Origin of the sequence: Actinomadura barringtoniae (assembly GCF_017573505.1) — a bacterium.
Taxonomy (GTDB): domain Bacteria; phylum Actinomycetota; class Actinomycetes; order Streptosporangiales; family Streptosporangiaceae; genus Spirillospora; species Spirillospora barringtoniae.
In genome coordinates this window covers 1-26307 of record NZ_JAGEOJ010000001.1, presented here as the reverse complement: position 1 = coordinate 26307, position 26307 = coordinate 1, and the positions used below count along the sequence as shown (strand labels likewise).

Here is a 26307-nt window from a genome sequence, read left to right as displayed (position 1 = left end):
CCCCCGAGGGAGATCATGAGCACCCGTACGGCGATCGCGAAGGCCCGGCGGATCGTGGTGAAGGCGGGGTCGTCCTCGCTCACCACCCCCCAGGGCGCCATCGACGCCGACCGCATCGACGCGCTCGTGGACGTGCTGGCCGCGCGCCGGGCCGCCGGGACCGAGATCGTCTTCGTGTCGTCCGGCGCGATCGCCGCGGGGCTCGGGCCGCTCGGCCTCACCCGCCGCCCGCCCGACCTGGCGACGCAGCAGGCGGCGGCGACGGTCGGCCAGGGCCTGCTGGTCGCGCGCTACACCTCCTCGTTCGCGCGGTACGGGGTGGGCGTCGGCCAGGTGCTGCTGACCGCCGACGACATGATCCGCCGCGTTCACCACCGCAACGCCCAGCGCTGCATGCAGCAGCTGCTGTCGATGGGCTTCCTGCCGATCGTGAACGAGAACGACGCGGTCGCCACCGACGAGATCCGCTTCGGCGACAACGACCGGCTGGCCGCCCTGGTCGCCCACCTCACCCAGGCGGACGCGCTGATCCTGCTGTCGGACGTGGACGCGCTCTACACCGGCGACCCGCGCAAGCCCGGCGCCCGCCGCATCGACGAGGTGCGCGAGCCCGCCGACCTGGAGGGCATCGAGCTGGGCGCCTCCGGACGCGTCGGCACCGGCGGCATGATCACCAAGGTCGAGGCCGCCCGCATCGCCGGGATCCCGGTCGTCCTGACGAACGCGGCGTCCGCGGCGCGCGCGATCGCGGGCGAGCCGGTCGGCACCTACTTCCACCCGGACGCGCGCCGCCGTTCCACCCGGCACCTGTGGCTGGCGCACGCGACCACCGGCCAGGGACGGATCGTGCTCGACCCGGGCGCGGTCGAGGCGGTCGTGCAGCGCCGCAAGTCCCTGCTCCCGGCCGGTGTGACCGGCGTCGAGGGCGACTTCGCCGCCGGCGACCCCGTCGACCTGTGCGGCACCGACGGCCGGGTCGTCGCGCGCGGCCTGGTCAACTACGACGCGGGGGAGATCCCCGAGCTGATGGGCCGGTCCACCCGGTGGCTGGCCCGCGAGCTCGGGCCCGAGTACGAGCGCGAGATCATCCACCGCGATGACCTCGTCGTCCTGATCGACCAAGAAGCTCGAGCCGAGATGGGAGCCCGGGATGAGTGAGCCGACAGCCGAAGAGGTCGAGGAGCGCGAGGCGTTCCTGCGGGTCGCCGAGCGCGCCAGGGCGGCGGCCGCCGACCTCGCCCCGCTGCCGCGCGCGGCCAAGGACGCCGCGCTGCACGCGATCGCCGACGCGCTCGTCGCCCGTTCCGGCGAGATCGTGAAGGCGAACGAGGGCGACGTCGCCCGGGCCCGCGAGAACGGCATCTCCGAGTACATGATCGACCGGCTCAGCCTGTCGACCGAGCGGATCGCCGCGATCGCCGCCGCCGTCCGCCAGGTCGCCGCGCTGCCCGACCCGGTCGGCGAGACCGTGCGCGGCAACGTGCTGCCGAACGGCCTGGACCTGCGCCAGATCCGCGTCCCGCTCGGCGTCGTCGGCATCATCTACGAGGGCCGCCCGAACGTGACCGTCGACGCCGCCGCGCTCTGCCTGAAGAGCGGGAACGTGGCGATGCTGCGCGGCTCGTCCTCGGCGTTCGACTCCAACACCGCCCTCGTCGGCATCATGCAGGACGCGCTCCGTTCATCCCGCCCCACCGAACCCCAGAGCTCCACCGAGGTGCCGGCGGACGCGGTGCAGCTCGTGCCGGGCACCAGCCGCGACTCGGTGAAGCACCTGATGCGCGCCCGCGGCCTGGTCGACGTGCTGATCCCGCGCGGCGGCGCCTCGCTCATCAACTCGGTGGTCGAGGAGTCGACCGTCCCGGTGATCGAGACGGGCGTCGGCAACTGCGCGGTGTACGTGGACGCCGCCGCCGACGTCGACATGGCCGTGGACATCCTGGTCAACGCCAAGACCCAGCGCCCTTCGGTCTGCAACGCCGCCGAGACGTTCCTGGTGCACAAGGACATCGCCGACGCGTTCATCCCGAAGGCTCTCGACGCGCTGCGTGCCAAGGGCGTGACCGTCCACGGCGACGACCGCGTCCGCGCGTACGACCCGGAGAAGGTCGTCGCGGCCACCGAGGACGACTACTACGCCGAGTACCTCTCGCTCGACATCGCCGCTCGCGTCGTCGACACCCTCCACGACGCGGTCGTCCACATCCGGACGTACGGCTCCGGTCACACCGAGACGATCGTGACCGGCTCGCAGCCGGCCGCCAAGCGGTTCGTGGCGCTGGTCGACTCGGCCGCGGTGATGGTGAACGCCTCGACGCGCTTCACCGACGGCGAGGAGTTCGGGTTCGGCGCCGAGATCGGCATCTCCACGCAGAAGCTGCACGCCCGCGGGCCGATGGGGCTGCCCGAGCTCACCTCCACCAAGTACGTCGTCACAGGTGAGGGGCACCTCAGGGGCTGAGAGCGCATCACGGAGGCGCAACTGTGACAGAGTGACTCTTGATGTCACGTTGGTAAGTGTGGTCTTATCGCGGCGTGACAAGCGAGATGAGCCGCCGCCGCGTTCTGAAGAACGCCGCCCTCGGCGTGGGGATCGCCTCTGCCGGCCTGACCGCCGTCCCCTCCCGAGCCTCCGCCTCCACCAAGGCCCCCACCACACCGTCCAAGTCGCCGGGTACCGGGGCCGGGGCCACGGGTCTCCGCGGCCCCGTCGCCGGTACGACCCTCGACCACATCCTGGTGCCCGGCCCCGCAGGCAAGGGCGGCTACCGGAAGATCGTCACGGCGGCGGGGGAGCCTCATCTCCTGCGCCTGGACCTCGGCGGCACGGCCGACCCGGCCCGCGCCGCCCGCCGCCGCGGCGTCGTCGCGTTCGGCCAGCTCACCGACGTGCACATCATCGACGCGCAGTCACCGGCGCGGGTCGAGTTCCTCGACCGCTTCAAGGACCTGCTGAGCGTCCTGCCGGTCGAGGGCGCGTGGCGGCCGCAGGAGATCCTCACCACCCAGGTCGCCGAGTCGATGGTCCGCGCGATCAACCGCGTCGGGCGCGGCCCCGCCACCGGCCTCGGCCTGGCGTTCACCATCAACACCGGCGACGCGGCCGACAACGTGCAGTACAACGAGCTGCGCTGGATCATCGACATCCTCGACGGCCGCCGCGTCGTGCCCGACTCCGGCGACCTGACGCGCTACGAGGGCGTCATGGACTGGCGCTCGTACGACACCCGCTTCTGGCACCCGGCCGGCCCGCCGCCCGGCGCGAAGGCCGACGTCGCGTTCACCCAGTACGGATTCCCGCGCGTGCAGGGCCTGCTGAACGCCGCCCGCCGCCCCTTCAAGGCGACCGGCCTGACGTCGCCCTGGCTGGCGGTCTTCGGCAACCACGACGGGCTCATGCAGGGCAACCTGCCGGCCAACCCGCTGCTGTCGACCCTCGCCACCGGCGGCATCAAGATCGGCGCCCCCGGCAGTGACGCGCAGGCCGAACGCCTGGCCCGCATGCTCCGCGACGGCGACGGAGGCGAGCTGGTCAGGCTCGCCTCCCAGAACACCGGCCTGTTCCGCCAGGTCACCCCGGACGCGCGGCGCCGCATGCTGTCGCGCGCCGAGGTCGTACGGGAGCACTTCGCGGGCAACGGCGGCGGCCACGGCTTCACCCAGACCAACCTGCGCGACGGCACGGCCTACTACGCGTTCGACAAGGACGGCGTGCGCGGGCTCGTGCTCGACACCGTCAACCCGAACGGCTACTCCGAGGGCTCGCTCGACAAGGCCCAGTTCGCCTGGCTGGAGGCCCGGCTCAAGGCCGCCGGTGACCGCTTCGTCGTGCTGTTCAGCCACCACCCGATCGCGTCCCTGACCAACCCGCTCGGCGGCGGCCGCGTCATGGGCGACGAGGTCAAGGCGCTGCTCCTGAAGTACCCGAACGTGATCCTCTGGGTGAACGGCCACACCCACCGCAACGAGGTCATCCCGCACGCCCGGACCGACAACTCCGGGGGGTTCTGGGAGGTCAACACGGCCGCCCACATCGACTTCCCGCAGCAGGCCCGCATCGTCGAGATCGCCGACAACCTCGACGGCACCCTCTCGATCTTCGGAACGATCATCGACTCGGCCGGGCCCGCCTCCTACGGCGGCACGATCGGCGACCCCGTCCACCTGGCCTCGCTGTCGCGCGAGCTGGCCGCCAACGACTGGCAGGACAAGGAGGAGCACCGCCGCGGCGAGACCAAGGACCGCAACGTCGAGCTGCTCCTCCCGAACCCGAAGGCCCGCAGGTAGGCCTCGCGTCCTGCGACGAAACGAGCGCGCCGTCCTGCCCCGGCTCTGGGGCAGGACGGCGCGATGTCGTTTTCGTGTGGTCGGCTGCTGTCAGCTGGAGGAGCCGCTGGTGGGCCCGTTGCCCCCATTGCCGCCGTTGCCTCCGTTGCCGCCACCACCCGCGCGGTTGGCGACGCGGTCGAACAGCCCGCCCGCGGCCGAGGCGACGCCGTCGGCGACGTCGCGGACCTTGCCGATGAACGGGTCGGCCGAGCGCTCCCACGACTCGCGGTAGGAGTTGGCCGCGTTCTTCATCTCGTCGGTGACCGAGGCGCTGCCGTCGTCGTCGCGGCGCGGGTAGTCGCCGGCCAGGATGCGCTCGTACTCGCCGCTGTTCGCCCAGCGGTCGATCTCGGCGAAGCGGATCACCGCGTACGGGTGCGACTGCGGCAGCAGGTTGAGGAACTTCAGCAGGCCGTCGCGCACGTCGCCGGCGGCGTCGTACTCCTGGGCCTGGGCGAGGAACGCCTCGTGGCTCATCTCCTGGAGGCGGGTGCCGCCCGCCAGCTTCATCATCACGCGCTTGGCCGCGTCCAGGTCCTGGCCGCCGAGCAGCCCGGCGCGGTCGGAGGACAGCTCGGCCTTACGGAACCACTCGCGCAGCCCGATGATGATCGCGGAGATCGCGATGTTGCCGAGCGGGAGCCAGGCCAGCCGGGTGCCGAGGGAGATGAGGATCTGCATCATCGTCTGGTAGACCGCGTGGCCGGACAGGATGTGCCCGACCTCGTGGGCCACGACGAAACGCAGCTCCTCCTCGTCCAGCAGGTCGATCAGCCCGGTGTTGATCACGATGAACGGGTGGTCCGAGCCGATCGCCATCGCGTTCGGCGTCGGGTCCTGGCGGACGTACATCTCCGGGACCTCGGGCATGTCCAGGATGTAGGCCGCGTCCCGCACCATGTCGTGCAGCTGGCGGAACTGGTTCTCACCGACCCGTACCGTCCCGCCGAGGAACATCAGCCGCAGGGCCCGCTCGTTGAACAGGCCCGAAAGCTTGCGGAGTACGACATCGAACCCGGTCAGAGAGCGCAGCGCCACGAGCGCACTCCGGTCCGCCGGGTGTTCGTAGGCCCGGGAGCTGATCCCGGGGAAGCGCGTGCGTGCTCGATCCGGTGTGTTCGTCGTCATGTCCGACATGCTAATTCCGACGATCCACCCCGTCACAGGGTTCCCTGGCGGAAGGCTTGGGTCAGGGTGCGGACCTCGCGACTGGGCTGACACGGGGGTTGCGGACGGACCGTGACACGGGTTCTACTTCGGGCAACCCGGCGTCCGGGCCGGTGGGGACGGGGTACGACGGCCACGAGGGGCATGGGCCGCGCCGGGTGAGAGCGGACGTGCGGCGCCAGGTGAGAGCGCCGCGCGGACGCGGATGCAGGGTGCGGATCCGGGCTCATGTACGGATCCGGACGCAGGTGCGGGTGCCGATGTGGGTGCGAGTGCCGGTGTGGGTGCCAGTGCGGGTGCGGGATGCGGGTGCGGGATGCGGGTGCGGGATGCGGGTGCGGGCGCAAGGAGGCGCGATGTTCGATCCGAAGGCCGAAGCGATGTCACGGGACGAGCGGGCCGCGCTGCAGCGGCACCGGCTCTGGGGCCTGATCGACCGGCTGATCTCCGTCGGGGGCGTGCAGGGGGAGCGGCTTCGCGAGGCGGGCGTCACCGGTGGCGCGGACGTGCATCTGGCCGATCTCCACAGCCTCCCGTTCACCGTCAAGCAGGACCTCTGGGACAACTACCCGTTCGGCATGCTGGCCGTACCGCGCGACCAGGTCGTCGCGGTGCACGGCTCCAGCGGCACCCGCGGCCGTCCCACGCTGGTCGCCTACACGCGCGCCGACCTGGACCTGTGGGCCTCGATGTGCGCCCGTTCGCTGCAGTGCGCGGGCGCGACCGCCGACAGCATCGTCCACAACGCCTATGGGTACGGGCTTTTCACCGGCGGGCAGGGCATCCACCAGGGCGCCGTGGCGCTCGGCGCGACCGTCGTGCCGATGTCGGGCGGGATGACCGACCGGCAGGTGCGGATGCTGGCCGACCTGCGGCCCGACATCCTGACCTGCACGCCCGCCTACGCGCTGCGCCTGGGCGAGGCCGCCGCCGAGGCCGGGGTGGAGCTGCCCTACCTCAAGGCCGGGGTCTTCGGCGCCGAGCCCTGGTCGGAGGAGCTGCGGACCGCGATCGAGAACGTTCTGCCGATCAAGGCCCTGGACATCTACGGCCTCTCGGAGATCATCGGCCCGGGCGTGGCCACCGAATGCCTGGAGCAGAACGGCCTGCACGTCAACGAGGACCACTTCATCGTCGAGGCCGTCGACCCCAAGACCGGCGAGCCGGTCGCCGAGGGCGAGCCGGGCGAGCTGGTCTTCACGACCCCGACCAAGCAGGCGCTGCCGCTGCTGCGCTACCGGACGGGCGACATCGCCTCGCTGACCCACGGCGACTGCAACTGCGGCCGTTCCCTGGTCCGGATGAGCAAGATCCGCGGCCGGGCCGACGACATGCTGGTGATCAAGGGCGTGAACGTCTATCCGAGCGAGGTGGAGCGGGTCCTGCTCGGCTCCGGCCGGGTCGCGCCGCACTACCAGCTGGTCGTGGACCGCCGCGAGGAGGCCGCCGTACGCATGATCGTCGCCTGCGAGCCGGCCGCCGCGGCCGCCGCCTTCGACGATCCGGCCGCCCAGCTCGTTCAGGCCCTGCACGAGGCGCTCGGCCTGACCGCCGACGTGCGGGTGCTGCCGGAGGGCAGCGTGCCGCGGGTCGAGGTGGGCAAGGCCGTACGGGTCGTGACCTGGGAATCCGGCGCCCCGCCCATCCCCGGCCTCACGTAAGCGACGTCCCCGGCCTCACCTGGGCGCGGGCCAAGCGACGCCCTATCGGCGGGGCACGTGGGCATGGCCGGGGCCGCCCTGGCTATTCTCGTCGCCATGACGCAAAAGCGGCGCTTGGGGATCATGGGCGGAACGTTCGACCCGATCCACCACGGCCACCTGGTGGCCGCCAGCGAGGTCGCGCACTTCTTCTCGCTCGACGAGGTGGTGTTCGTGCCGACGGGGCTCTCGTCCCACAAGGAGGGCGCGAAGATCGCCGCCGCCGAGGACCGCTACCTCATGGCCGTGATCGCCACCGCGTCCAACCCGCGCTTCTCGGTCAGCCGCATCGACATCGACCGGCCGGGCCCGACCTACACCGTCGACACCCTGCGGGACATGCGGCGCCTGTACGGCGAGGACACCGAGTTCTTCTTCATCACCGGGGCCGACGCCCTGTCGAAGATGCTGACCTGGCACGACACCGACGAGCTGTTCGAGCTGTCGCACTTCATCGGCGTCACCCGCCCCGGTCACCAGCTGACCGACCCTGGCCTGCCGAACGGGCGGGTCAGCCTCATGGAGGTCCCGGCGTTGTCGATCTCCTCCACCGAGTGCCGGGACCGCGTCCGTTCGGGCGAGCCGATCTGGTACCTGGTCCCCGATGGGATCGTCCAATACATCGGCAAGCGCGGCCTTTATCACGAGCAGGCAGCCTGAGCAGCACCGATAATTCATGACAGAGCCCGCGTTCCGGCCCATATCCTGGAACGTGGGCCTGCTCGCGTGCCATTCGGCGTGAGGTGGCCAAAACTCCGGCGAAAAGGACCGGGCCCGGTGACCGTGAGAAGGTGGATCCGGGAAACAACCCCTACAGGGAGGATCGCGAGCGCATCGTGACCGCATCCGACAGGGCCGCGCAGCTGGTCCGGATCGCCGCGGAGGCGGCGAGCGACAAGCTGGCCGACGACATTCTTGCCTATGACGTGAGCGAGCAGCTCGTGATCACCGACGCGTTCGTGCTCTGCTCCGCGCCGAACGACCGGCAGGTCCGCGCCATCGTGGACGAGATCGAAAAGCGCCTCCGTGAGGAGGCCGAGGCCAAGCCCGTGCGCCGCGAGGGCGAGCGGGAGGGCCGCTGGATCCTGCTGGACTACGTCGACGTGATCGTCCACGTCCAGCACGAAGAGGACCGGCTCTTCTACGCCCTCGAGCGGCTGTGGAAGGACTGCCCCGTCATCGAGCTCCCCGACAGCGTCAACGCCCACGCGGCCCAGCGCGCCCGCAGGGTCGGGAGCGCCAGTGAGTGACCGGGAACCCGGCAAGCGCCGGCTGGTCCTGTGGCGCCACGGCCAGACCGCGTGGAACGTCGAGCGCCGCTTCCAGGGCAAGACCGACATCCCGCTGGACGAGGTCGGCCTCGGGCAGGCCCGCCGCGCCGCCGCCCTGCTGGCGGCCCTGCGCCCCACCGGCATCCTGGCCTCGCCGCTCCAGCGCGCCGCCGACACCGCCCAGGCCCTCGCCGACCTGACCGGCCTGCCGATCGCGCACGACAAGGACCTGATCGAACGCGACGGCGGCGAGTGGGAGGGCCTCACCAGCGGCGAGATCCGCGAGCGCTACCCCGAGGAGCACGCCCGCTGGCAGCCGCCCGGCGGCGAGACCAGCGCCCAGGTCGCCGAACGCGTCGGCGCCGCCCTGAACCGGGCCGTCGACACGATGTCGCCGACCGGCCTGCTGGTCGTGGCCTCGCACGGCGCCGCCCTCCGCCTCGGCATGTCGAACCTGCTCGGCCTGCCCGAGGAGGTCTGGGAACGCCTCGGCGGCCTGTCCAACTGCTGCTGGTCCGTGCTCGCCGAGATGCGCGACGGCGGCTGGCGGCTCATCGAGCACAACGCCGGCACCCTGCCCGAGCCCGTCCTCTCCGACGACCGCGCCGAGTAGAAGCCGGCCCCGGAACGTACCGGGCCTGGCCGCCGGACGGAGCGGGGGACCGGTCCGGGACGGAGCGGGGACGGCCGCCGGGCAGGGCGGGGGATCGGCTCGGCAATCGATTCGAGCTCAGGCCCCTCGTTCCGATACACTGGCGAAGCGCTGCGGGATGTACGTCCACGCAGCTGCGGGGCTATGGCGCAGTTGGTAGCGCGCCTCCATGGCATGGAGGAGGTCTGGGGTTCGAATCCCCATAGCTCCACCTCACTCGAAGAGGTGTGATCGCGGACAGGGTCCGTGGTCGCACCTCTTTTCTCATTTTCGGCGTTCATCCTGTTCATGGGTCCACATCCGGGTCTTGATCCGGGTCTTGTGGATTTTTATCCACGGGGATAAATTTATCCGCATGGATAACACAGCGTACGTGCGGGTTCGGGCGTTGTACGCGGCGGTCCTGGTGCTGTCGCTCGGGACGCTCGTCACCGCGGGGGTGGTCGGGGGCAGCAGCGCCGTGTGGGTGCGCGGGGTCATCATCACGGTGATCGCGGCCCTGCTCATCCTGCTGGCCAGGCGCGCGTTCCAGGGGAGCCGGGGCGCGTTCCGGCGAATGCGGATCATGTCGATCGCGGCGCCGGTCGCGATCCTGGTGATCGTGGCCCTGCCGCACGACGGGTTCCCGATGTGGATGAAGGCCGAGCAGGCGGTCGTCGGCCTGCTGTTCGTGGCGGTACTGCTCACGCTGCGGCGGGCATACTCGACTCAATGACGACACGTACGGCGGCGACGGCGGCCCGCAAGGACCAGATCCTCCGGGCCGCCATAGCCCTGCTCGCCGAGCAGGGCTACCAGGCGACGACGTTCGACGCCATCTGCCGGCTGGCCGGGCTCAGCAGCAAGCGCCTGATCACCTACCACTTCTCCGGCAAGGGCGAGTTGTTCGCGGCGGTGGCGGCCAAGGTCGTCGAGGACGCCGAGGCGTACCTGCGACCCTCTCTGGAGGCGGCCGAGGGCGCGCGGGAGGAGCTGTTCGCCTTCATCCGGGCCAACACGGCGTTCATCGCCGAGCACCTCGACCAGGTCCGGGCGCTCGAACAGATCATCATCAACGGGGACCGCGCCTGGGACCCGTACCACCTGGACGCCCTGAAGCGGCTGACCGAACTGTTCGCGCACGGCCAGCGGACCGGCGCCTTCCGCCCGTTCGACCCGCGCGTCATGGCGACGACGCTGCGCGGCGCGATGGACGGCGCCTACGGCCCGCTGGCCGAGGGCATGGACCCGGAGCAGTGCGCGAACGAGCTGGTACAGATCTTCGACCGGGCGACCAGGCCCTAGAGGCTCGGCGGCCCCTGCTCGACCCGGGCCAGCGTCGGCGCGAGCCGGTCGAGATCATCGGTGTCCATCCGCTGGCGTTCGTCCCACCAGGTGGCACCCGCCTCCACCAGAGACCCCAGCAGATCTGACGCCTGACCCGGATCGCCCGGGCTGATGCCGCCGACGACGATCTCGAACGGCCGATCCGCCTCCCGCTCCTCCCGCCCCTGCCGTTCCTCGTGGATGAACGCCGCCAGATCGCGCACCTCGTCCACAGGCGGATTGTTGCCGTGCGTGGCGGACACGAAGAGCGGCACCGCGCCGTCGAACCGGGCCGCCCGCCGGAACGGCCGGGGCCGCGGCCAGAACCCGGCGATCCAGATCGGCGGCCGAGGCCGCTGGACCGGAGCGGGCAGCAGCGTGACGTCCTCGGCCGTGTAGTGAACGCCGTGATGGGTGACCGGCTCGCCCGTCCAGTAGCGCTCCATCAGCCCCAGGCCCTCGTCCAGCCGTTCGGCGAGAACCCGCTTGTCGGTCGGCTCACCGAAGCCCGTGAAGTCGTCCATATCGCCCAGCCCCGCGCCGAAGATCACCCGCCCGCCGCTGACGGCGTCCAGCGTGGCCACCTGCCGGGCGAGCTGCTGGGGACGCCGCCGCGCGACCGGCGTGACCATCGTCCCGAGCCTGATCGTGGTCGTGGCCAGCGCGGCGGCCGTCAGCAGCATCCAGGGATCGCCGAACGGCCGGTGCCTGCGGTCGTGCGTGAGGTGATCCCAGAGGAACAGTGCGTCCCAGCCCGCCCGCTCGGCCGCGACCGCCACCGAGGCCACGGTGCGCGCGTCGGCGAAGTCCCCGAAGTTCGGAATGTTGATCGAGAAGCGCATCTCGGCATGCTCCGTCGTGCCGGTCAGGACGGCAAGCGAATAACCGTGCGGGCGGCGCGCCCCGTGCGGGCGGCGCGCCCCGTGCGGGCGGTGCGGCCCAGTGTGGGCGGTGCGGCCCAGTGTGGGCGGTGCGGCCCCTGCGCGCACCGCCCGCACGGCCGTCAGGCGGCGTGGATGAACAGGTAGTCGGCGTGGTACGGGACCTCGGCCTTGGGCTGGGCGGCCGGGTCACAGGGGCCCGCCGGGGCGACGCCACCGACGGTGTTGAGCCGCATGATCTCGTTGGTCTGCGCGAGCAGGCCAGAGGCCGCGCCCACCTGGGTGGCGGCCAGGTCGAGCTCGGCGATGTCGCCGTCCCCGTTGGCCGTCTTGGAGATCAGCTTGCCGGTCACGGCCGAGCCGTCGTCGTCGGACTTCCACTCGGGCGGACCGGCCGGGCCGGGGTTGGCGAAGAAGTGCGAGATGCCGCGCTGGAGCGAGGCGCGCACGTTGTCCTGGGTGAACGCGAAGGTCCCGTCTGGCTGCTGGGTACAGGCGTAGATCTGGACGCCCTTGATGACCGGCGCGGCGAAGTTCTGGCTGAGGGCGCGCTTCATGTCGATCGCGCTGGTCGTCTTGTGGACCTGGCCGCGGACGGCGCCCTGGGGGAACGGCCTGTTGTGCAGGTCGACGTAGAAGTCGCCAGGGGCGGTGCGCAGGTCGTCCAGCAGCTTCTGGTCGGTGACCCGCACGGTCCCGCTCACCGAGTCGCGTCCGGTCAGGAGCGGCGTGGTGAAGAACGAGATCTTGGAGTCGCCGTCGCTGCCCTTCGCGCCCTTGTGGAGGTCGCCGCTGGTGGGGATGGCGATGTCATGGAACTCGATGGCGAACGAGACCTGGTCGCCCTTCACACCGACGAAGGCGACGGCGCCCCCGTCGTCGTCGCCACCCTGGGTGACGTTGGCCCCGTTCAGGCTCGTGGCGAAGAACGCGTCTTCGTCGGCTGACGCCGGAACCGCCATGAAGGCGAGTCCGGCGGCCACCACGGCCGTAAGGGCGATGCTGCGGTTCATGGAGAACCCTCTCCTCGGTGGGCCGGTGCCCCCTGCACCTGGCCCGTCGAGGCGTTCACGGGTCTTCCAGACCTCCTGTTCAATCGTCTGCAAGAGGCCTGAATCACACCGTTTCGCTTGAACGACGGAGCGCGAGCTCCTCGTACTACGTCAAGCGTCGTTCGCCCGGCCAATGCTCTGACCTGGGACTTTGTCCAACGGGCCGTAGTAGGCGCAGTCGGCGCCGACGGTCAAGGCCCAGTAGCGGTCACCGAACGACCAGTGCCACCACTCGGTCGGGTAGTTGACGAGCCCCGCGGCCACCAAGGCGGCCTTCAGCGTCTCCCGATGGTCGCGGGCAAGGTCGCTGATGTTCTCCGCGCCGGTGTAACAAGCGCCTGCGCTGTCTTCAGGCGAGGCGTTCATCGGCGTACCGAGATCAAGCTCTCGCCCGTCCGGCCCCGCGAGCGTGAGGTCCACGGCCGCGCCCGCCGTGTGCGGAGCGATGTCCGGCGGCGACACGTACCGGCTCGCCTTGCTGTGAACCTCATCCTCAGACCACTCAGGCCGCCCCGCCCGCAGTTCGGCCGCGTACCCCTCGAAATAGCGGCGCTGCAGGGCCGGCGACCGATGCCCCTCGACGATCATCAGCCGAAGCCCGGCCGGCAACGCTTCCTCGGCTCGCTTCAACCGCTCCACCACGCCCTTGCGGAGCAAGAAGTAGGAGCCCGAGTCGTCCTGCTTCCGCCCGTCCACCAGGAAAGGGCTGTCCGCCCGCAGATCCAGGAGCGGCTCGCCGCACTCGTGAACGGGGACGGCGGCGACGCGCGGGTCCGACATCAAGATGATCTCGCTCATGAGGCGATAATCGCAGGGTGAGGGTTGGGGTGATCTCAGATACCCACGCGCCGCGGCGGTGGAAGTCGTGCCCGCCGCGCGTGGCGGAGTGCCTGGCGGGCGTGGACTTGATCCTGCACGCGGGCGACGTCTGCGTCCCGACGGTCCTCGACGAGCTTTCCGCCTTCGCGCCCGTACGAGCCGTCCTGGGCAACAACGACAACGAGGACGTCGCCGCCTGGGGCGCGCCGGAGGCCTTGGAGCTGGACCTCGAAGGACTGTCCGTCGCGATGATCCACGACAGCGGCCCCTCGAAGGGCCGGATCGCCCGCATGCGCCGGACCTTCCCCAACGCCCAGCTAGTGATCTTCGGCCACTCCCACATCCCGATGGACCTGGCCGAGGATGGGCTCCGCGTCTTCAACCCGGGTTCCCCGACCGACCGCCGCCGCCAGCCCCACGGAACCGTGGGCCTCCTCACGATCGAGCAAGGCGTCCTGAGCGACGCCCAGATCATCCCCGTGACCTAAGTTTCAGGGCGTATGTCCTGGTCACTACCGTCGTGATGGTTTCATTGCGGTCAAGGTCGAGAACGGGCAGGGGCATGGGCAGACATCGCAGAGGCGGGCGCAAGGAGATCACGGTGGCGGATCTCATCGATGAGCTGCGGCGATACGAGCCGCACATGGAGGTGAGGCTCGCCATCCAGCCCCGCATGCCCCAGGAGCACACCGTCGGCGCCATCGCCGAGGCCGACGGCATCGTCTGGATCGGCGAGGCCGGCCAGCAGGGCTACGCGCCCGACGAGGTCGCCGAACGGCTCGGCTGGCGCTAGCAGGGTCCAGAGTGCACTAAGCTTTCACGAGTCGGTTTCACCGGCGCGGGGCTATGGCGCAGTTGGTAGCGCGCCTCCATGGCATGGAGGAGGTCTGGGGTTCGAATCCCCATAGCTCCACTTCGGAGTCGGGAGTGGTGTGTCCGCGGAAAGCGCGGACTGCCACTCCTTCGTCATTTTTGCCTGGGGGACGACCCCCAGACCCCCGGTGTGGGGCGCAGCCCCACGCCACTGTTCGCCTGGAGACCTTGGGACAGAGATGACGTTCAGCAGCTCGGGTGAGATGGTCGCATTGGCGCCCGGCGAGATCGTCCTCCGCGATGAGGGCAGCTCCCGCGAGTGGGCCGTCAAGGTGGACGCCTTCTCCATCGCCACCGTCCCGGTGAACGAAAACCAGCTCCCCCTCACCGAGGTCTCGTGGCTGGACGCCATCCTCTACTGCAACGACCTCTCAAAAACCGAAGGCCTCAGACCGTCCTACTCCGGCGGCGAAGACCCCGACGGCCTGGACGTGGTCTGCGACTGGGACGCCGACGGCTACAGGCTCCCGACCGAAGCCGAGTGGGAGTACGCCTGCCGCGCGGGCACCACAGGCACCCGCTACGGCGACCTCCCCGACATCGCCTGGTATCGCGCCAACTCCGACGACCACGTCCACGAGGTAGGCGGCAAGGCCCCCAACGCGTGGGGCCTCTACGACACGATCGGCAACGTCTGGGAATGGTGCTGGGACCTCTACGACCCCAAGGTCTACGGCCCGTACCGCGTCTTCCGAAGCGGCGGCGCCTACGACCGCCAATGGGGCTGCCACGCCTCCTCACGCAGAAAGAGTCACCCCACCCTCCGCATAGACGACCTCGGATTCCGCGTGGCCCGCTCTACGTAAACACCAATCCGCCGCAACGCCACCCGCGAGTCCCGAGTCCCGGGGATGAGCAGCGAGCCATGGAAATGGCCCTCCCACACGTCCAACGTGCAGTGCGGCATACGTTCAGCCATCCGCTCGGCCATATGCCGCATCACGTCCAGAGAACCGACCTGGATGTAGGCGGGCGGAAGCTTGCTCAGGTCGTCGGTCTTGGGGTTGAACGGCGGTTCGCCCAGAGCCTTGGAAATGCTGTCCAGGACCTGGGCGGGCATCAGCGCGTCCAGCCGAGCGTTCGCATGCGCCAGCGTTTCCGCGCAGTCGAGGTCCAGCCAGGGGGTCTGCCCGACGAGCGCTGCGGGCTTGGGCAGTCCCTGGACGGCCGCTTGATAGGCGGTGGCGAACGCCATGTACCCGCCGGCCGACATGCCCGCGATGACGATACGTTCCGGCGCATGGCCGTGCGCCAGCAGTTGGCGGTACGCGGTCACGCCATCGGCCACCGAAGCCGCGACCTGTGCCTCGGGCAACTGGCGATAGCCGACGGACAGCACCGGGATCCCGGTGGCGGAGGCGAGCCGGGCCGCCAGGAGGCGTTCGGTGGCCACGCCTGAGACCACGAAGCCGCCGCCGTGAAAGTAGAGGATCACGCGGTCTGCGGGCGTGCCCGTCCACTCGCCGAGGAACCCGTCGAACTGGACTCGGCGATTGCCGGACGGGATCAGGCCCATCACACGTTCGAGGTGGGCGGCCTGACGGAGGGCGTCGGGAGTCGGCTCCCACGTGGAGAAGCGGTCCCGGTGCCACCGGTGCAGGACGCGGGCGACGTGTCGGTGCATGCGCGTCAGGCGTAGGGGGTGGTGATGGCTTCGAAGGCGTGGCCGTCGGGGTCGTCGAAGTAGACGCCGCGGCCGCCGTAGTGGCGGTTGATCTCGCAGGGGATGCTGTGGCCGGGGTCGGCCCAGTACGGGATGCCCGCCGCCTTGATGCGGGCGAAGATCTGGTCGAACTCCTCGTCCGAGACCAGGAAGGCGTAGTGCTGCGGCTTGATGTCGGTGGAGTCCATGAAGTCGAGGGTCACTCCGTTGGCGGCCTCGATCGGGATGAACGGACCCCATTGGGCGCCCACCTCGAGCCCGAGGATGTGGCCGACGAAGTCGGCCGAGACCTTCTTGTCCCTGGAGTGCACGATCGTGTGATTCAGCTCTACGGACATGGTCACCATTGTTCGTCGCATCCGACGGCACCGCTAGGGTGCCTGAAATGTCGCGGTTGAGGGTCCAGGTGCTGCTGTGGTCAGCGGCATTGCTGATGACCCTGGTGCCGTTGGGGCTGAGGCTGCTTCCCATGGGTTCGACCCGGGGGTCCATGGTCTTCATTTCCGCCGGGGCCTGCCAGGTGTGGCAGCACGAGTTCGAGGTGGACACGCAACCGGTCATCTGGTGGCTCCGGGAGTATCCGATCCTGCTCGTCGGGCCCGCCTTCGCGGTGTGGCTGAGGACTCGGTGGCGGTGGGTCGCCTGGGTCACCGCCCTGCTGTTGACGGCCAGCGGCCTGCTCAAGCCCGCGATGATGGCCTACGACGTGGCCCGGTGGGGCGAACAGTGCCGGCGACTGTGGGAACCCACGGCGCAGTTCATGTGGGGGCCGCTCGTCTGGTCCTTGCTCCCCGCCGTTCTGATCGCGGCGACGGTCGTTCGCAGGCCGCGGTGGCGGTGGTGGATGCGCGTGCCGGTCATGATCGCGCTGTTGGCGCCCCTGCTCGTCGTCGCGGGTGACCGGCGGCCGGCTCCGGCCGCGGTCGTCACACAGCACGAATGTGCGAGCACTCGTCAGGCTGTGCAGGGCCGCGATGACACGTGGCCGCGCGCCATCAGCCGCTTGACGCCGCGAGAACGCGAACGGCAGTTCGTGTGCGCCGTTCATGGACGTGGCCCCTGGTACAAGCGGTCGGACGGGGAACTGCTTTGGCTGGGCCGGGGCGAGTGCGAAGCACGCGGGACGTTGTTCTGGCCCGGGGCCCTCGCCTACCTGTGTCCCGAGGTCGCCGCCTCGCGTGATCCCCAGCTGCTCGTGACTCCGCGGCAGCGGGACGAGGAGTTCGCCCGGTCGCAGGCACGGGAGCTGGCGTACTGCACGAGCAAGATGCCGCGATCCGACCGGCGTATGACCAAGCTCGTCATGCCGCCGGAAGGTGGCGGCTATCACGTCGGCGTCTCGGACTTCGACCTCGGGATGGCGGCGATCAAGGATGGGCTGGTCGCCGCGGGGCCGAACGGCGTCGAGGTATCGACCAGCGAAGACGACCTCTGCGTCACGCTGCGGATCCTGAAGAAGAACCCTCGCGTCGAGGCGAACGGGTGGGATCGGGTCGTCGAGGTGGGGTTCGACAGCACGGGTAAGGGCCCGGCCCTGGGGAGCAGCGACTACGAGCCCGAGTTCCCCGTCAAGCTCCGGCCTGGGGCCTACCGGGTGCGGATTCATATGCGGGACCTGTCGCAGCAGGGTGCCGAGCTGCCCCGGGAACGGCATCTGGTGGAGGTGTTCCCGGGGAGCTCGAAGCGGACGGTCGTTTATCGCTAGTGGGCGGTGGCGTCGTCGGCGTAGCGGAGGACGGCGCCGAACGGCGGGTCCTTGGGGAGGACGACCAGGGCGGCGTCGGTCGCGGCGGCGGCGCGGATGAGGGCGGCGTCGGCGCGTTCCTGGGCGGGGTCGGTGATGCCCATGCCGCGCAGTTCGCCCAGGCCGGTGGACAGGGTGGTCGGGTCGGGGCCGATCCAGAGGCGGTCGGTCGAGTCCTCTGAGAGCAGGAGGGTCTCGACCTGGCCGCGGCGTACGGCCTCGACGGTGGGGCGCAGGCCGGTGACGGCGCGCTGGCCGTGGGCGAGTTCGTGCTCGAGCGCGCGGTGACGGCGGCGACGCGTTCGACGGTCTTGAGCTCCAGGACGCCGTCGGGGTCGGCGGTCTCGACGACCTTGTCCAGGTCGGTGATCTCTTCGAGGATCGCGCCGCGGACCTGCGGGTCGCCGTTGACGATGATCGCCTCGGCGCCGGCCTGCTTGACGCACGTGTCGACCGCGCGGGCGACCTTCTTGGCGTTGGCCTTCCACGCCTCTTCGGCGGCGCGCTGGAAGCGGGACTGGTTCCAGTCGCCGGCCTTGGTCTTGCGGATCGGGTAGTCCTCGTCGCCCTGGACGTGGACCGTGGAACGCTCGCCGTCGGCGGCGACGCAGGTGACCTCGCCGCCCCGGCGGTCGGCTGTCACGGACACGTAGGCGAACCGTTCGCCGCGCTGGACCAGGTACGGGAGCACGTGCGGGAGCGGCGCGAACTCGGCGTGTTCGGCGGGCGTGGACGGCAGCCGGTCCAGGTGGGTGACCTCGCCCTCGGACGCGAAGATCACCAGGCCTTCCGAGCGGCGTTCCCGGAGTTCCTCGTCGACGGCGTCCTCGACCGCCCTCATCGTGGCGGGGTCGCAGTCCTGTTCCTCAAGGCGCTCGCGCAGTGCTCTCCAGCGGAGCTCGGCGGCCTTGGATGCGTCCTCCGTGGTACGGGTGAGATCTGCGTAGACCGAGGCGAATGGCCCTTTACGTGTGTAGAGAGATGAGAGAAAGGACAGATCCATCCGGGAGGGCTACCCGATCACATCGCCTCAAACGTTCTGTGGGCCACCCGTCACGGGACGCTGACGAACGGGGAGGGCAGATGGGGGAGGGCCAGCCTGCCGCCGCGTTCGCGAAGCCGGTCCAGCAGGGCGATCCGGGTGGCCAGGGCCGCGTCGGAGTCCTCGTCGTAGGCGTACCGGATGGACGGGTCGGCGAGCTGGATCGGGTGGTGCAGGACGTCGCCCGCGATCACCACCTCGTCGTCCCCGACGATCACCGACTGGTGTCCCGGGGTGTGGCCAGGTGTGGGCACGACGCGTACGGCGGGCGCGAGGCGGACCTCGCCGACCGGGGCGTCCAGCAGCCCGGCCGTGCGGACCGGCTCGATGACGTCGGTCAGCAGCGGCGGGCGCTCGGCCTCCAGCCAGGCGAGCTCGTCGCTCTGCACCAGATGCCGCGCGTTCGGGAACAGCGGCTTCCCGTCCCACAGTGCCCCGGCCGCGTGGTCGCTGTGCAGGTGGGTGATCACGACCGCGTCGACCTCGGCCGGTGCCACGCCCGCCGCCTCCAGCTCGGAGGGCAGCGCGCCGGGCACGGGTGCCCAGGTCGCGGCGGGGGAGCCGACCTGGCCGAGACCGGCGTCGACCACGATCGTCGGGCCGTCCGGCACGCGCAGCAGGAAGCAGTGGAAGTGCAGCACCCACTCGCCCCCGGGCCCGAACGCCCGCGGCTCCTCGGCGCGGATCCGTTCCCACAGTCCGGGGCCGGCGCCCGGGAAGAGCTCCTCCGGCGGGCGCCGCAGCGCGCTGCCCATGGGGCCCACCGCGTCCAGCAGCGGAACGATCTCGACTCCCGCGGCGACCTCGCCGGCGACTTCGCTCATCCGTCCATGATCCCAATCCTGGGGCGACCCGTGCCGCCCGGCCGGTGATTCGGGGACAATGGGGTCCGTGCGCATCGGCATTCTGGGCCCGCTGGACGTGCGGGACACCGCGGCCGCTCCCGTCGAGGTCAGCGGTCGGCGGCTGCGCGCCCTGCTGATCCGGCTGGCGCTGGAGGCCGGCCGGTCGGTGTCGGCCGACCGCCTGCTGGACGATCTGTGGGACGGCGCGCCGCCGACCGGGGGAGCGGGCGCGCTGCAGGCGCTGGTCTCGCGGCTGCGCGGGGTCGCGGGCAAGGACCTGGTCGAATACGGCCCGGCCGGCTACCGGCTCGCGCTCGATCCCGGCGAGATCGACGCCGTCGCGTTCGAACGCCGCGTCACCGCCGCCCGCGCCGAGAGCACGCCCGAACGCCGCGCCGCCGGGCTCTGCGCGGCCCTGGACCTGTGGCGCGGCCCGGCGCTGGCGGACGTCGCCGACGCCGAGTTCGCCGCCGCGACCATCGCCCGGCTGCAGGAGCTGCGCCTGGCCGCGTTCGAGGATCGCGTCGACGCCGAGCTCGACCTCGGCCGCCCGGCCGGGCCGCTGGTCCCCGAGCTGGAAGCGCTCGCCGGGGCCCATCCGCTGCGGGAACGGCTGCGCGGGCAGTACATGCGGGCGCTGTACGAGTCGGGCCGGCAGGCGGACGCGCTCGCGGTCTTCGAGGAGACCCGCAGCGCCCTGGCCGACCGCCTCGGCGTGGACCCGTCCCCGGAGCTGGCCGAGACCCACCTGGCGATCCTCCGCCACGACCGCACCCCCAACGGCGACGCCCCTGCCGACTTGATCAGGGACGACACCGAGCCCGTACCCGAAGCCTTCACCCCCTCCGTGCGGCCTCGTACGACCAACCTGCCCGCCCAGCTCACCAGCTTCGTCGGACGCGAGGAGGAGTCGCAGCGCGTCGGCAAGCTGCTGCGCGAGAACCGCCTGGTCACCCTCACCGGCCCCGGCGGCGCGGGCAAGACGCGGCTGGCCTGCGAGGCGGCGGCGATGCTGCTGGACGACCAGCCCGACGGCGCGTGGTTCGTGCCGCTCGCGCCCGTCAGCGACCCGAACGACCTGGCGCAGGCCGTGCTGTCGGCGCTCGGCGCGCCCGACATGGTGTTCACCCCCGAGTCCCGCGCGGTCGTCCGCCCGCAGGACCGGCTGGCCGACTTCCTGGCCGGCAAGCGGATGGTCATCGTCCTGGACAACTGCGAGCACGTGATCGACGCCGCGGCTCGGCTGGTCGACCGCGCGCTCGCGGGCGCCCCCGGCGTACGGGTCCTGGCGACGAGCCGCGAGGCGCTCGGCATCACCGGCGAAGCGCTGTGCCCGGTGCCGTCCCTGCCGCTGCCGCCGGAGGGCGCGAACCCGGTCGACGCCCTCGGTTTCGCGTCGGTCCGGCTGCTCACCGACCGCGCCGCCGCCGTCCGTCCCGGCTTCGCGATCGACGACGAGAACGTGGCGCAGGTGATCGCGATCTGCCGCGCGCTGGACGGCATCCCGCTCGCCATCGAGCTGGCCGCCGCGCGCCTGCGTTCGCTCACCCCGGCGCAGGTCGCCGACCGGCTCGGCGACCGGTTCCGGCTGCTCACCGGCGGCAGCCGCGCCGCACTCCCGCGCCACCGGACGCTGCGCGCGGTGGTCGACTGGAGCTGGGAGCTGCTCGACGACGCCGAACGGGCCGTGCTGCGCCGCCTGTCGGTCTTCGCGGGCGGCGCCACCCCCGATGCCGCCACCCGCATCTGCGCCGACGACGACCCGGCAGGGGCGGTCGACCGCTACGAGGTCATCGACGTGGTCGCCGCGCTCATCGACAAGTCGCTGGTCATCGCCGACGGCGACGCCGAGGTCCGCTACCGGCTGCTGGAGACCGTGCGCGCGTACGGCGCCGAACGCCTGGAAGAGGCGGGCGAGCGCGATCGGGTCCGGTCCGCGCACGCCGCCTTCTTCGTGGAGCTGGCCGAACGCGCCGAGCCCGAACTGCGCCGTTCCAACCAGATGGTCTGGTCGGAACGGCTGGCAGCCGAGCGCGACAACTGCAGCGCCGCGTTCCGGCACGTCATCGACACCCGCGACGTGCCGACCGGGCTGCGGCTGGTCGCGTCGCTGGTCTGGTTCTGGGTCATGCGCGACATGGAGATCGAGGCGGGGTCCTGGTCGGTCTCGGTCTTCGAGATCGCCGGTGACCAGGCGCCGCCGGGCCTGGAGGAGCAGTACGCCATCTGCATGTGCTCGGCGTCGCTCATCGCCGAGATGGTGTCCGATCCGGGCCCCACGCCCGAACGGCTCGGCTCGGCGCTGCAGCACATGCTGACCCTCGTTCCCGAGCACCCCAAGCACCCGGCGCTGATCCTCGCCAAGCCCGCGGCCAGCCTGTTCACCGGTGACTTCGTCAACGCCGAGATCGGATTCCGCGAGCTGGGCGAGCACCACGACCCGTGGCTGCGCGCGATCTGCCGCGTAGCTCTCGGCTTCCTGGCGATGAACGCCGGCGACATCGACGGCGCGGAGGCCGGGCTCAACAAGGGGCTGGAGCTGTTCCGCGAGATCGGCGACCGCTGGGGGATGATCGCCGCGCTGGGCGGCACGATGCAGGTGGCGATCGCGCGCGGCCGGATCGACCAGGCCGTACGGCTCGGCGAGGAGGTGCACGGCTACGTCGGCGAGGGCATGAGCCCCGAGCAGGGCTCGCGCATGCTCATCGAGCTGGGCGTGGTCCGCGCGGCGGCGGGCGACCTGGAGGGCGCCCACCGCGACCTGGAGCGCGGCACCGCGCACGCCGAACGGATCGGCGAGTACGCCGACGCCGCGTACGGGCTGCTCTGGCAGGGCGAGATGCGCCGCCGCGAGGGCGACCTTCCCGGTGCCCGCGCGCTCATGGAACGCGCCCTCGAGATGGTCGAGCCGCGCAGCGAACGCGCCGACTTCCGCCAGGTGTCGGCCACCACGTTCAGCAGGGTCGGCTGCCTGACCGAGCAGGAGGGCGACCTGGAGGCCTCGGCCCGCTGGCACGCGCGCGCCCTGCGGGACATCAGCCACGGCGGTCTCATCGGCAACCAGACCATCGCCACGCTCGTCGAGGGGATCGCGGCGCTCGCCGCCGCGCGCGGCGATCACGAGCGCGCCGCCGAACTGCTCGGCACCGCGCGCAACCTGCACGGTTACACCGACCCGATGAGCTACGAGGTTCCCCGTACCACCGCCGCCGCGACCGCCGCGCTCGGTGAGGAAGGCTTCGCGGCCGCCTATGAGCGCGGCCGCTCCGGCACGCGCGAGGACGTCCTCAACCTCGTCCCCTGAGCGATGAGCGACTCTTCGTCCTGGGCCGAACCTCACGGCCTCAATGGTGTAACTCGTAGGAAACGACCGGAAAACCTTGGCGCAACGGCCTGTCCGTACAGTCCCGCTTTATGACGGCCACTCGGGTACCCGAAACGCGCCGTCGGCCCCGACTCGCTGACGCGGATGTGCGCCGACTGCGCGACTTGCTGCGATCGAACGTCCTGCGGGACGCCTACCCCGGCGGGCGCCTGCCCGCCGAAGCCGACCTGATGACCGCCTACGCCGTGAAGCGCTCGACCGTACGAGAGGCCATGGCGCTCCTGAGGGCCGAAGGCCTCATCGCTTAGACCCCCGGTAGCGCTTAGGCCCCGGTTCCCGCCGAAGCGGGCCGGGGCCGGAGGACAAGCGACTTGTTGCGGCTGCGCAGCTCAGCTGCGGCGCGAGTACATGAACATGGCCAGCGGGAACGTGACGACCACGATCCCGGCCGCCCAGGCCAGGGTGTACCAGACATGGTTGCCGACGTCGCCGCCCACGGTGAGCGCCCGCACGGCCTCGGCCAGGTGCGAGACGGGATTCACCTTGGCCCACGCCTCCAGCCAGCCCGGCATCGTGGAGGTGTTCGGCATCAGGATGCTGCTGCCGAACGTCAGCGGCATGACCCAGATGAACGCCAGCCCCTGCACGGTCTCCGGCGAGGGGGCGACCAGGCCGATCAGCATCGAGATCCAGCAGACGGCCAGGTAGAACACGTACGCCAGCGCGAACGCGCCCAGCACCGACAGCGGGTCGGTGTGGAACCGGAACCCGAGCGCGGAGCCGAAGCCGACCAGCACCACCATCACGATGATGAAGCGCACCGTGTCGCCGAGGACCGTTCCTATCAGCGGCGCGGAACGCGCGATCGGCAGGCTGCGGAACCGGTCGAAGACGCCCTTGTGGATGTCCTCGTTCAGCGCCGTGCCGAGGCCCATCGTCGCGAACATCGCCATCTGCGCCACCAGGCCCGGCAGCAGCAGCTGCAGGTAGGCGTGGGTGCTTCCCTCCACCGCGCCGCCGAACACGTACAGGAACAGCAGCAAGAAGATGATCGGCATCAGCGTGACGTCGATCAGCTTTTCCGGGGAGTGCTTGAGCTGGGCGATGTTGCGCCAGGCCAGCGTCAGCGCGTGCCGCATCGTACGGCGCGGACTGATCCGCGCGGGGGGCTCGACGGCCGTCGCCGTCGTCGCCGGGGTCATCGTCGCCGTGGTCATGCCAGGCTCCCTTCGGTCTCGAGGACGGACTCGCCGCGCTGCTCGGCGGCGTGCCCGGTCAGGGTCAGGAACACCTCGTCGAGGCTCGGCATCCGCAGGGCCAGCTCGCTGACCGCGATGCCCGCCTCGCCCAGGCGGTTGATCATGGTGGGCAGGACGCCCGAGTCGGGGACCGGCGCGGTGACCAGGCCGGCGGCCTCGTCGACGTCCGGGTGCTCCCCGGTGACCTGCGCCACGATCGCGGCGAGCTGCTCGGTGCGGAACCGCTCCACGACCCGTACCGCCAAGGTCTGCCGGCCGATCTGCGCCTTCAGCGCGTCCGGCGTGCCCTCGGCCACGACGCGGCCGTGGTCGAAGACCGCGATCTGGTCGGCGAGCGCGTCCGCCTCGTCCAGGTACTGCGTGGTGAGCAGGACGGTCGCGCCGTCCTTGGTGGCCTCCTGGACGGTGTCCCAGATCTCGTTGCGGGCCCGCGGGTCCAGGCCGGTCGTCGGCTCGTCCAGGAAGATGACCTCCGGCCGGTTGAGCAGGCTCGCCGCAAGGTCGAGCCGGCGCCGCATGCCACCGGAGTACGTCTTGGCGGCACGTCCCGCCGCGTCGTCCAGCCGGAAACGCTGGAGCAGCTCGCGCGACCTCGCACGGGCCTCGTTGCGGCTGAAGTCGAGCAACCGGCCGATCATCATCAGGTTCTCGTGCCCGGTCAGCTCCTCGTCGACCGAGGCGTACTGGCCGGTCAGCCCGATCTTGGCGCGGACCTTGACGGAGTCCTTCACCACGTCGTAGCCGCAGACCTCGGCGCGCCCCGCGTCGGCCTTCAGCAAGGTCGCCAGCACCCGTACGGCCGTCGTCTTGCCCGCGCCGTTCGGCCCGAGCACCCCGAGGACCCTGCCCCGCTCGACCTCGATGTCGACGCCGTCCAGCGCCTGTGTGTCACCGAACCTCTTGCGCAGGCCCTCGGCCTGGATCACATGGCTCATGTCGTTCCTCCCGTAGTGGTTCGCTCACCACGGTGGGGGAGGGCGCTGACGCGGCGCCGATACGAGGATCGGGCGACTGACGTACCGCTGACACGGTCACGGGCTACCCTCTCGGCCCATGTCAGCATTCAGCCCCGTATTCCAGGCGTTCGCGGCGGACTGTTCGGCCGCCGCGATCCAGCGGCAGGACGTCTTGAACGACCACCTGGGCGCGGCGCCGCACACCATCGACCTGAACGCGCGCACGCTCGCGGGCCAGGGGAGCGTCTACGGGGGACTGACAAGTCTGGGGAGCTTCTCCCATTGCAGCCAGACATGGCTGTGGTCGTGGGATAACCCACATCTCGGCTGGGACCACCCGGCCGTGCGGCCGTTGCGGACGATCGTCAAGTTCGGTGAACGCCACGACATCCCGGAGCTGACGACCGGGCACATCGACCTCGCCGACTTCCCCGATCCGCACCAGGCCGCGTCGACGATGGCCATCGCCGCCTCGTACGTGCTGGGCGGTAACGGCGTCTGGTCATGCCGCATCAACGACGGCAAGGGCTCGACGTACGTGCACCTGGACGATCCGCGACTGCCGGTCGCCGGTTTCGAGCCGTTGGCGGCGCCCCGGTTGCTGATGACGGCGGTCGAGGTGTTCCCGGCCGACCATCGCCGGGTGGTACGCGGGTACTTCGAGCGGCTCGACCTGCCGTACAAGGAGGACGAGGACGTCATCATGGGCGGCCCCGACGGCGGCGCCCAGGTGGTCGTCGGCTTCACCGGACACGGTCTGCTCGACCGGATCTCCACGACGGCCCGATGAGTTTTCCGGACTTTCCGGGCGCCGGGAACAAGCCCGGGTGCCGCCTCGTTGGAGAGTGTGTAAGCGGCAAGGCTTGCTCAGCGTCGCCCGCGACACTCCGGTGTACGGGTGGGCGCATGCGACTGACCAGCAGGTTTCCTGAGGACGTACGCCAGGTTGCTCGTTCGGTTTGACGAGCACTGCTGGATTGCCTAATCTTCTCAATGCCCCAAGGGATGCGGGACGCCGAGAGGCGGGACGGCCCGAGGGGAAGCCACCCGGAAAAAACGGTTCGAAGCTTGCTCCGAGCCAATGTACTCTGGAGTGGTCAGCCCAGACGGGATGCAGGACGCCGCAAGGTGGCCGGCCCGAGGGACACCTCCGAACGATCCTTCACAGGCGATCTTCGTCGCCTGCGATTCCGTACGGCGGGCTGGGCTGCGTTCCGATCAATTGATTCGACCGAATCACTTGACAGGGCCGAAGATCCTGGTAAGTTAGAAGGGTTGCCCCGGAGCCGGGTCTCGCGAAAGTGGGAGTTCGGCGCGGTGGGTGTCCGTTTCTTGAGAACTCAACAGCGTGTTAAAAGCCAGTGCCTTTATAGGCCAGGCCATGGTGCCTGGTCTCCCCGTGGCTCTGTTCTTCGGATCAGGGT

General features: G+C 70.7%; 27 protein-coding genes, 2 tRNA genes and 1 pseudogene. 19 read left to right on the top strand and 11 right to left on the bottom strand.

What is annotated here, in order from left to right:
* Positions 1-15: 15 nt before the first annotated feature.
* From proB to J4573_RS00125, 3 genes are all read left to right on the top strand, one after another.
* Positions 16-1158: a glutamate 5-kinase gene (gene proB / locus J4573_RS00135; protein WP_208253114.1), complete on the top strand. Its 1143-nt coding sequence runs from the start codon at positions 16-18 to the stop codon at positions 1156-1158.
* Entirely contained in the window at positions 1151-2461 is a 1311-nt protein-coding gene (locus tag J4573_RS00130; protein WP_208253113.1) for a glutamate-5-semialdehyde dehydrogenase, read from the top strand. The genes proB and J4573_RS00130 overlap by 8 nt, the downstream gene beginning before the upstream one ends.
* Positions 2462-2535: 74 nt before the next feature.
* A complete protein-coding gene (locus J4573_RS00125) occupies positions 2536-4287 on the top strand; it encodes a TIGR03767 family metallophosphoesterase (protein WP_208253112.1) in 1752 nt (583 codons plus the stop codon).
* 90 nt (positions 4288-4377) lie between these two features.
* Here J4573_RS00125 and J4573_RS00120 read toward each other — a convergent pair whose 3' ends face one another.
* A complete protein-coding gene (locus J4573_RS00120; protein ID WP_208253111.1) occupies positions 4378-5457 on the bottom strand; it encodes a M48 family metallopeptidase in 1080 nt (359 codons plus the stop codon).
* Positions 5458-5852: 395 nt separating this feature from the next.
* On the opposite strand from J4573_RS00120, the gene J4573_RS00115 reads away from it, so the two are divergent.
* The 7 genes from J4573_RS00115 (at position 5853) to J4573_RS00085 (ending at position 10403) form a co-directional block, all read left to right on the top strand.
* Positions 5853-7157: a phenylacetate--CoA ligase family protein gene (locus J4573_RS00115; protein ID WP_208253110.1), complete on the top strand. Its 1305-nt coding sequence runs from the start codon at positions 5853-5855 to the stop codon at positions 7155-7157.
* 96 nt (positions 7158-7253) lie between these two features.
* Complete coding sequence (gene nadD, locus J4573_RS00110; protein ID WP_208253109.1) at positions 7254-7856, top strand: nicotinate-nucleotide adenylyltransferase; 603 nt, start codon at positions 7254-7256, stop codon at positions 7854-7856.
* 176 nt (positions 7857-8032) lie between these two features.
* On the top strand, positions 8033-8446 hold the full coding sequence (gene rsfS / locus J4573_RS00105; protein WP_208253108.1) for a ribosome silencing factor: 414 nt from the start codon (positions 8033-8035) through the stop codon (positions 8444-8446).
* Positions 8439-9080, top strand: coding sequence for a histidine phosphatase family protein (locus J4573_RS00100; protein ID WP_208253107.1), 642 nt, complete (start codon positions 8439-8441; stop codon positions 9078-9080). Before rsfS ends, J4573_RS00100 begins: the two co-directional genes overlap by 8 nt.
* A gap of 177 nt (positions 9081-9257) precedes the next feature.
* Positions 9258-9330, top strand: a tRNA-Ala gene (locus J4573_RS00095).
* Positions 9331-9474: 144 nt separating this feature from the next.
* Entirely contained in the window at positions 9475-9834 is a 360-nt protein-coding gene (locus tag J4573_RS00090; protein ID WP_208253106.1) for a hypothetical protein, read from the top strand.
* Positions 9831-10403, top strand: coding sequence for a TetR/AcrR family transcriptional regulator (locus J4573_RS00085; RefSeq protein WP_208253105.1), 573 nt, complete (start codon positions 9831-9833; stop codon positions 10401-10403). The genes J4573_RS00090 and J4573_RS00085 overlap by 4 nt, the downstream gene beginning before the upstream one ends.
* On the opposite strand, the gene J4573_RS00080 is transcribed toward J4573_RS00085, so the two are convergent.
* From J4573_RS00080 to J4573_RS00070, 3 genes are all read right to left on the bottom strand, one after another.
* Positions 10400-11266 (bottom strand): LLM class flavin-dependent oxidoreductase, encoded by an 867-nt coding sequence (locus J4573_RS00080; RefSeq protein WP_208253104.1) that lies wholly within the window; start codon positions 11264-11266, stop codon positions 10400-10402. The two genes, J4573_RS00085 and J4573_RS00080, sit on opposite strands and share 4 nt — an antisense overlap.
* A gap of 161 nt (positions 11267-11427) precedes the next feature.
* Positions 11428-12318 (bottom strand): DUF3455 domain-containing protein, encoded by an 891-nt coding sequence (locus J4573_RS00075; RefSeq protein WP_208253103.1) that lies wholly within the window; start codon positions 12316-12318, stop codon positions 11428-11430.
* Positions 12319-12468: 150 nt separating this feature from the next.
* The gene (locus tag J4573_RS00070) at positions 12469-13155 is read right to left on the bottom strand and encodes a M15 family metallopeptidase (protein ID WP_208253102.1); all 687 of its coding nucleotides are present in this window, start codon (positions 13153-13155) and stop codon (positions 12469-12471) included.
* 29 nt (positions 13156-13184) lie between these two features.
* On the opposite strand from J4573_RS00070, the gene J4573_RS00065 reads away from it, so the two are divergent.
* The 4 genes from J4573_RS00065 (at position 13185) to J4573_RS00050 (ending at position 14855) form a co-directional block, all read left to right on the top strand.
* On the top strand, positions 13185-13664 hold the full coding sequence (locus tag J4573_RS00065; protein WP_307796423.1) for a metallophosphoesterase family protein: 480 nt from the start codon (positions 13185-13187) through the stop codon (positions 13662-13664).
* A 113-nt stretch (positions 13665-13777) separates the two neighbouring features.
* Entirely contained in the window at positions 13778-13969 is a 192-nt protein-coding gene (locus J4573_RS00060; protein ID WP_208253100.1) for a hypothetical protein, read from the top strand.
* 47 nt (positions 13970-14016) lie between these two features.
* Positions 14017-14089 (top strand) — tRNA-Ala (locus tag J4573_RS00055).
* Positions 14090-14252: 163 nt separating this feature from the next.
* Positions 14253-14855, top strand: coding sequence for a formylglycine-generating enzyme family protein (locus tag J4573_RS00050; RefSeq protein ID WP_208253779.1), 603 nt, complete (start codon positions 14253-14255; stop codon positions 14853-14855).
* Here J4573_RS00050 and J4573_RS00045 read toward each other — a convergent pair.
* Both J4573_RS00045 and J4573_RS00040 read right to left on the bottom strand, forming a co-directional pair.
* On the bottom strand, positions 14801-15673 hold the full coding sequence (locus J4573_RS00045) for an alpha/beta hydrolase (protein WP_208253099.1): 873 nt from the start codon (positions 15671-15673) through the stop codon (positions 14801-14803). The genes J4573_RS00050 and J4573_RS00045 overlap by 55 nt on opposite strands.
* A 5-nt stretch (positions 15674-15678) precedes the next feature.
* The gene (locus J4573_RS00040; protein WP_208253098.1) at positions 15679-16050 is read right to left on the bottom strand and encodes a VOC family protein; all 372 of its coding nucleotides are present in this window, start codon (positions 16048-16050) and stop codon (positions 15679-15681) included.
* Positions 16051-16097: 47 nt separating this feature from the next.
* Between J4573_RS00040 and J4573_RS53485 the strand changes: the two genes are divergently transcribed.
* Complete coding sequence (locus J4573_RS53485) at positions 16098-17417, top strand: hypothetical protein (protein ID WP_243772266.1); 1320 nt, start codon at positions 16098-16100, stop codon at positions 17415-17417.
* Here the strand turns inward: J4573_RS53485 and J4573_RS53480 are convergent.
* Together J4573_RS53480 and J4573_RS56555 are read right to left on the bottom strand one after the other, a co-directional pair.
* A complete protein-coding gene (locus J4573_RS53480) occupies positions 17414-17560 on the bottom strand; it encodes a hypothetical protein (RefSeq protein WP_243772265.1) in 147 nt (48 codons plus the stop codon). The two genes, J4573_RS53485 and J4573_RS53480, sit on opposite strands and share 4 nt — an antisense overlap.
* Before the next feature lie 272 nt (positions 17561-17832).
* Positions 17833-18099: pseudogene (locus J4573_RS56555) on the bottom strand (baeRF2 domain-containing protein); the annotation flags it as partial.
* Here J4573_RS56555 and J4573_RS53475 point away from each other — a divergent pair.
* The gene (locus J4573_RS53475) at positions 18031-18441 is read left to right on the top strand and encodes a hypothetical protein (RefSeq protein WP_243772264.1); all 411 of its coding nucleotides are present in this window, start codon (positions 18031-18033) and stop codon (positions 18439-18441) included. The pseudogene J4573_RS56555 and the gene J4573_RS53475 sit on opposite strands and share 69 nt — an antisense overlap.
* Before the next feature lie 68 nt (positions 18442-18509).
* Here J4573_RS53475 and J4573_RS00030 read toward each other — a convergent pair whose 3' ends face one another.
* On the bottom strand, positions 18510-19322 hold the full coding sequence (locus J4573_RS00030) for an MBL fold metallo-hydrolase (protein WP_243772263.1): 813 nt from the start codon (positions 19320-19322) through the stop codon (positions 18510-18512).
* Positions 19323-19389: 67 nt separating this feature from the next.
* Here J4573_RS00030 and J4573_RS00025 point away from each other — a divergent pair, with 67 nt between their 5' ends.
* Together J4573_RS00025 and J4573_RS00020 are read left to right on the top strand one after the other, a co-directional pair.
* The gene (locus J4573_RS00025) at positions 19390-22647 is read left to right on the top strand and encodes an AfsR/SARP family transcriptional regulator (protein ID WP_208253096.1); all 3258 of its coding nucleotides are present in this window, start codon (positions 19390-19392) and stop codon (positions 22645-22647) included.
* Between the two features lie 110 nt (positions 22648-22757).
* Positions 22758-22976, top strand: coding sequence for a GntR family transcriptional regulator (locus tag J4573_RS00020; protein ID WP_279575315.1), 219 nt, complete (start codon positions 22758-22760; stop codon positions 22974-22976).
* 81 nt (positions 22977-23057) lie between these two features.
* On the opposite strand, the gene J4573_RS00015 is transcribed toward J4573_RS00020, so the two are convergent.
* Together J4573_RS00015 and J4573_RS00010 are read right to left on the bottom strand one after the other, a co-directional pair.
* A complete protein-coding gene (locus J4573_RS00015) occupies positions 23058-23885 on the bottom strand; it encodes an ABC transporter permease (RefSeq protein WP_243772261.1) in 828 nt (275 codons plus the stop codon).
* The gene (locus J4573_RS00010; RefSeq protein WP_208253094.1) at positions 23882-24862 is read right to left on the bottom strand and encodes an ATP-binding cassette domain-containing protein; all 981 of its coding nucleotides are present in this window, start codon (positions 24860-24862) and stop codon (positions 23882-23884) included. Before J4573_RS00010 ends, J4573_RS00015 begins: the two co-directional genes overlap by 4 nt.
* 118 nt (positions 24863-24980) lie before the next feature.
* Here J4573_RS00010 and J4573_RS00005 point away from each other — a divergent pair, with 118 nt between their 5' ends.
* Entirely contained in the window at positions 24981-25673 is a 693-nt protein-coding gene (locus J4573_RS00005; RefSeq protein ID WP_208253093.1) for a DUF6882 domain-containing protein, read from the top strand.
* Positions 25674-26307 lie beyond the last annotated feature (634 nt).

Excerpts from the sequence above, each read along its gene's own strand:
- J4573_RS00115 (WP_208253110.1), top strand. The coding sequence starts at position 5,853 with ATGTTCGATCCGAAGGCCGAAGCGATGTCACGGGACGAGCGGGCCGCG.
- J4573_RS00045 (WP_208253099.1), bottom strand. The coding sequence starts at position 15,673 with ATGCACCGACACGTCGCCCGCGTCCTGCACCGGTGGCACCGGGACCGC.
- J4573_RS00040 (WP_208253098.1), bottom strand. The coding sequence starts at position 16,050 with ATGTCCGTAGAGCTGAATCACACGATCGTGCACTCCAGGGACAAGAAG.
- nadD (WP_208253109.1), top strand. The coding sequence starts at position 7,254 with ATGACGCAAAAGCGGCGCTTGGGGATCATGGGCGGAACGTTCGACCCG.
- J4573_RS00015 (WP_243772261.1), bottom strand. The coding sequence starts at position 23,885 with ATGACCACGGCGACGATGACCCCGGCGACGACGGCGACGGCCGTCGAG.
- J4573_RS00120 (WP_208253111.1), bottom strand. The coding sequence starts at position 5,457 with ATGACGACGAACACACCGGATCGAGCACGCACGCGCTTCCCCGGGATC.
- J4573_RS00070 (WP_208253102.1), bottom strand. The coding sequence starts at position 13,155 with ATGAGCGAGATCATCTTGATGTCGGACCCGCGCGTCGCCGCCGTCCCC.
- J4573_RS00130 (WP_208253113.1), top strand. The coding sequence starts at position 1,151 with ATGAGTGAGCCGACAGCCGAAGAGGTCGAGGAGCGCGAGGCGTTCCTG.
- J4573_RS00010 (WP_208253094.1), bottom strand. The coding sequence starts at position 24,862 with ATGAGCCATGTGATCCAGGCCGAGGGCCTGCGCAAGAGGTTCGGTGAC.
- J4573_RS00085 (WP_208253105.1), top strand. The coding sequence starts at position 9,831 with ATGACGACACGTACGGCGGCGACGGCGGCCCGCAAGGACCAGATCCTC.
- J4573_RS00075 (WP_208253103.1), bottom strand. The coding sequence starts at position 12,318 with ATGAACCGCAGCATCGCCCTTACGGCCGTGGTGGCCGCCGGACTCGCC.
- J4573_RS00030 (WP_243772263.1), bottom strand. The coding sequence starts at position 19,322 with ATGAGCGAAGTCGCCGGCGAGGTCGCCGCGGGAGTCGAGATCGTTCCG.
- J4573_RS00050 (WP_208253779.1), top strand. The coding sequence starts at position 14,253 with ATGGTCGCATTGGCGCCCGGCGAGATCGTCCTCCGCGATGAGGGCAGC.
- J4573_RS00090 (WP_208253106.1), top strand. The coding sequence starts at position 9,475 with ATGGATAACACAGCGTACGTGCGGGTTCGGGCGTTGTACGCGGCGGTC.
- J4573_RS00080 (WP_208253104.1), bottom strand. The coding sequence starts at position 11,266 with ATGCGCTTCTCGATCAACATTCCGAACTTCGGGGACTTCGCCGACGCG.
- proB (WP_208253114.1), top strand. The coding sequence starts at position 16 with ATGAGCACCCGTACGGCGATCGCGAAGGCCCGGCGGATCGTGGTGAAG.
- J4573_RS00020 (WP_279575315.1), top strand. The coding sequence starts at position 22,758 with ATGACGGCCACTCGGGTACCCGAAACGCGCCGTCGGCCCCGACTCGCT.
- J4573_RS53485 (WP_243772266.1), top strand. The coding sequence starts at position 16,098 with ATGTCGCGGTTGAGGGTCCAGGTGCTGCTGTGGTCAGCGGCATTGCTG.
- J4573_RS53480 (WP_243772265.1), bottom strand. The coding sequence starts at position 17,560 with ATGGGCATCACCGACCCCGCCCAGGAACGCGCCGACGCCGCCCTCATC.
- J4573_RS00005 (WP_208253093.1), top strand. The coding sequence starts at position 24,981 with ATGTCAGCATTCAGCCCCGTATTCCAGGCGTTCGCGGCGGACTGTTCG.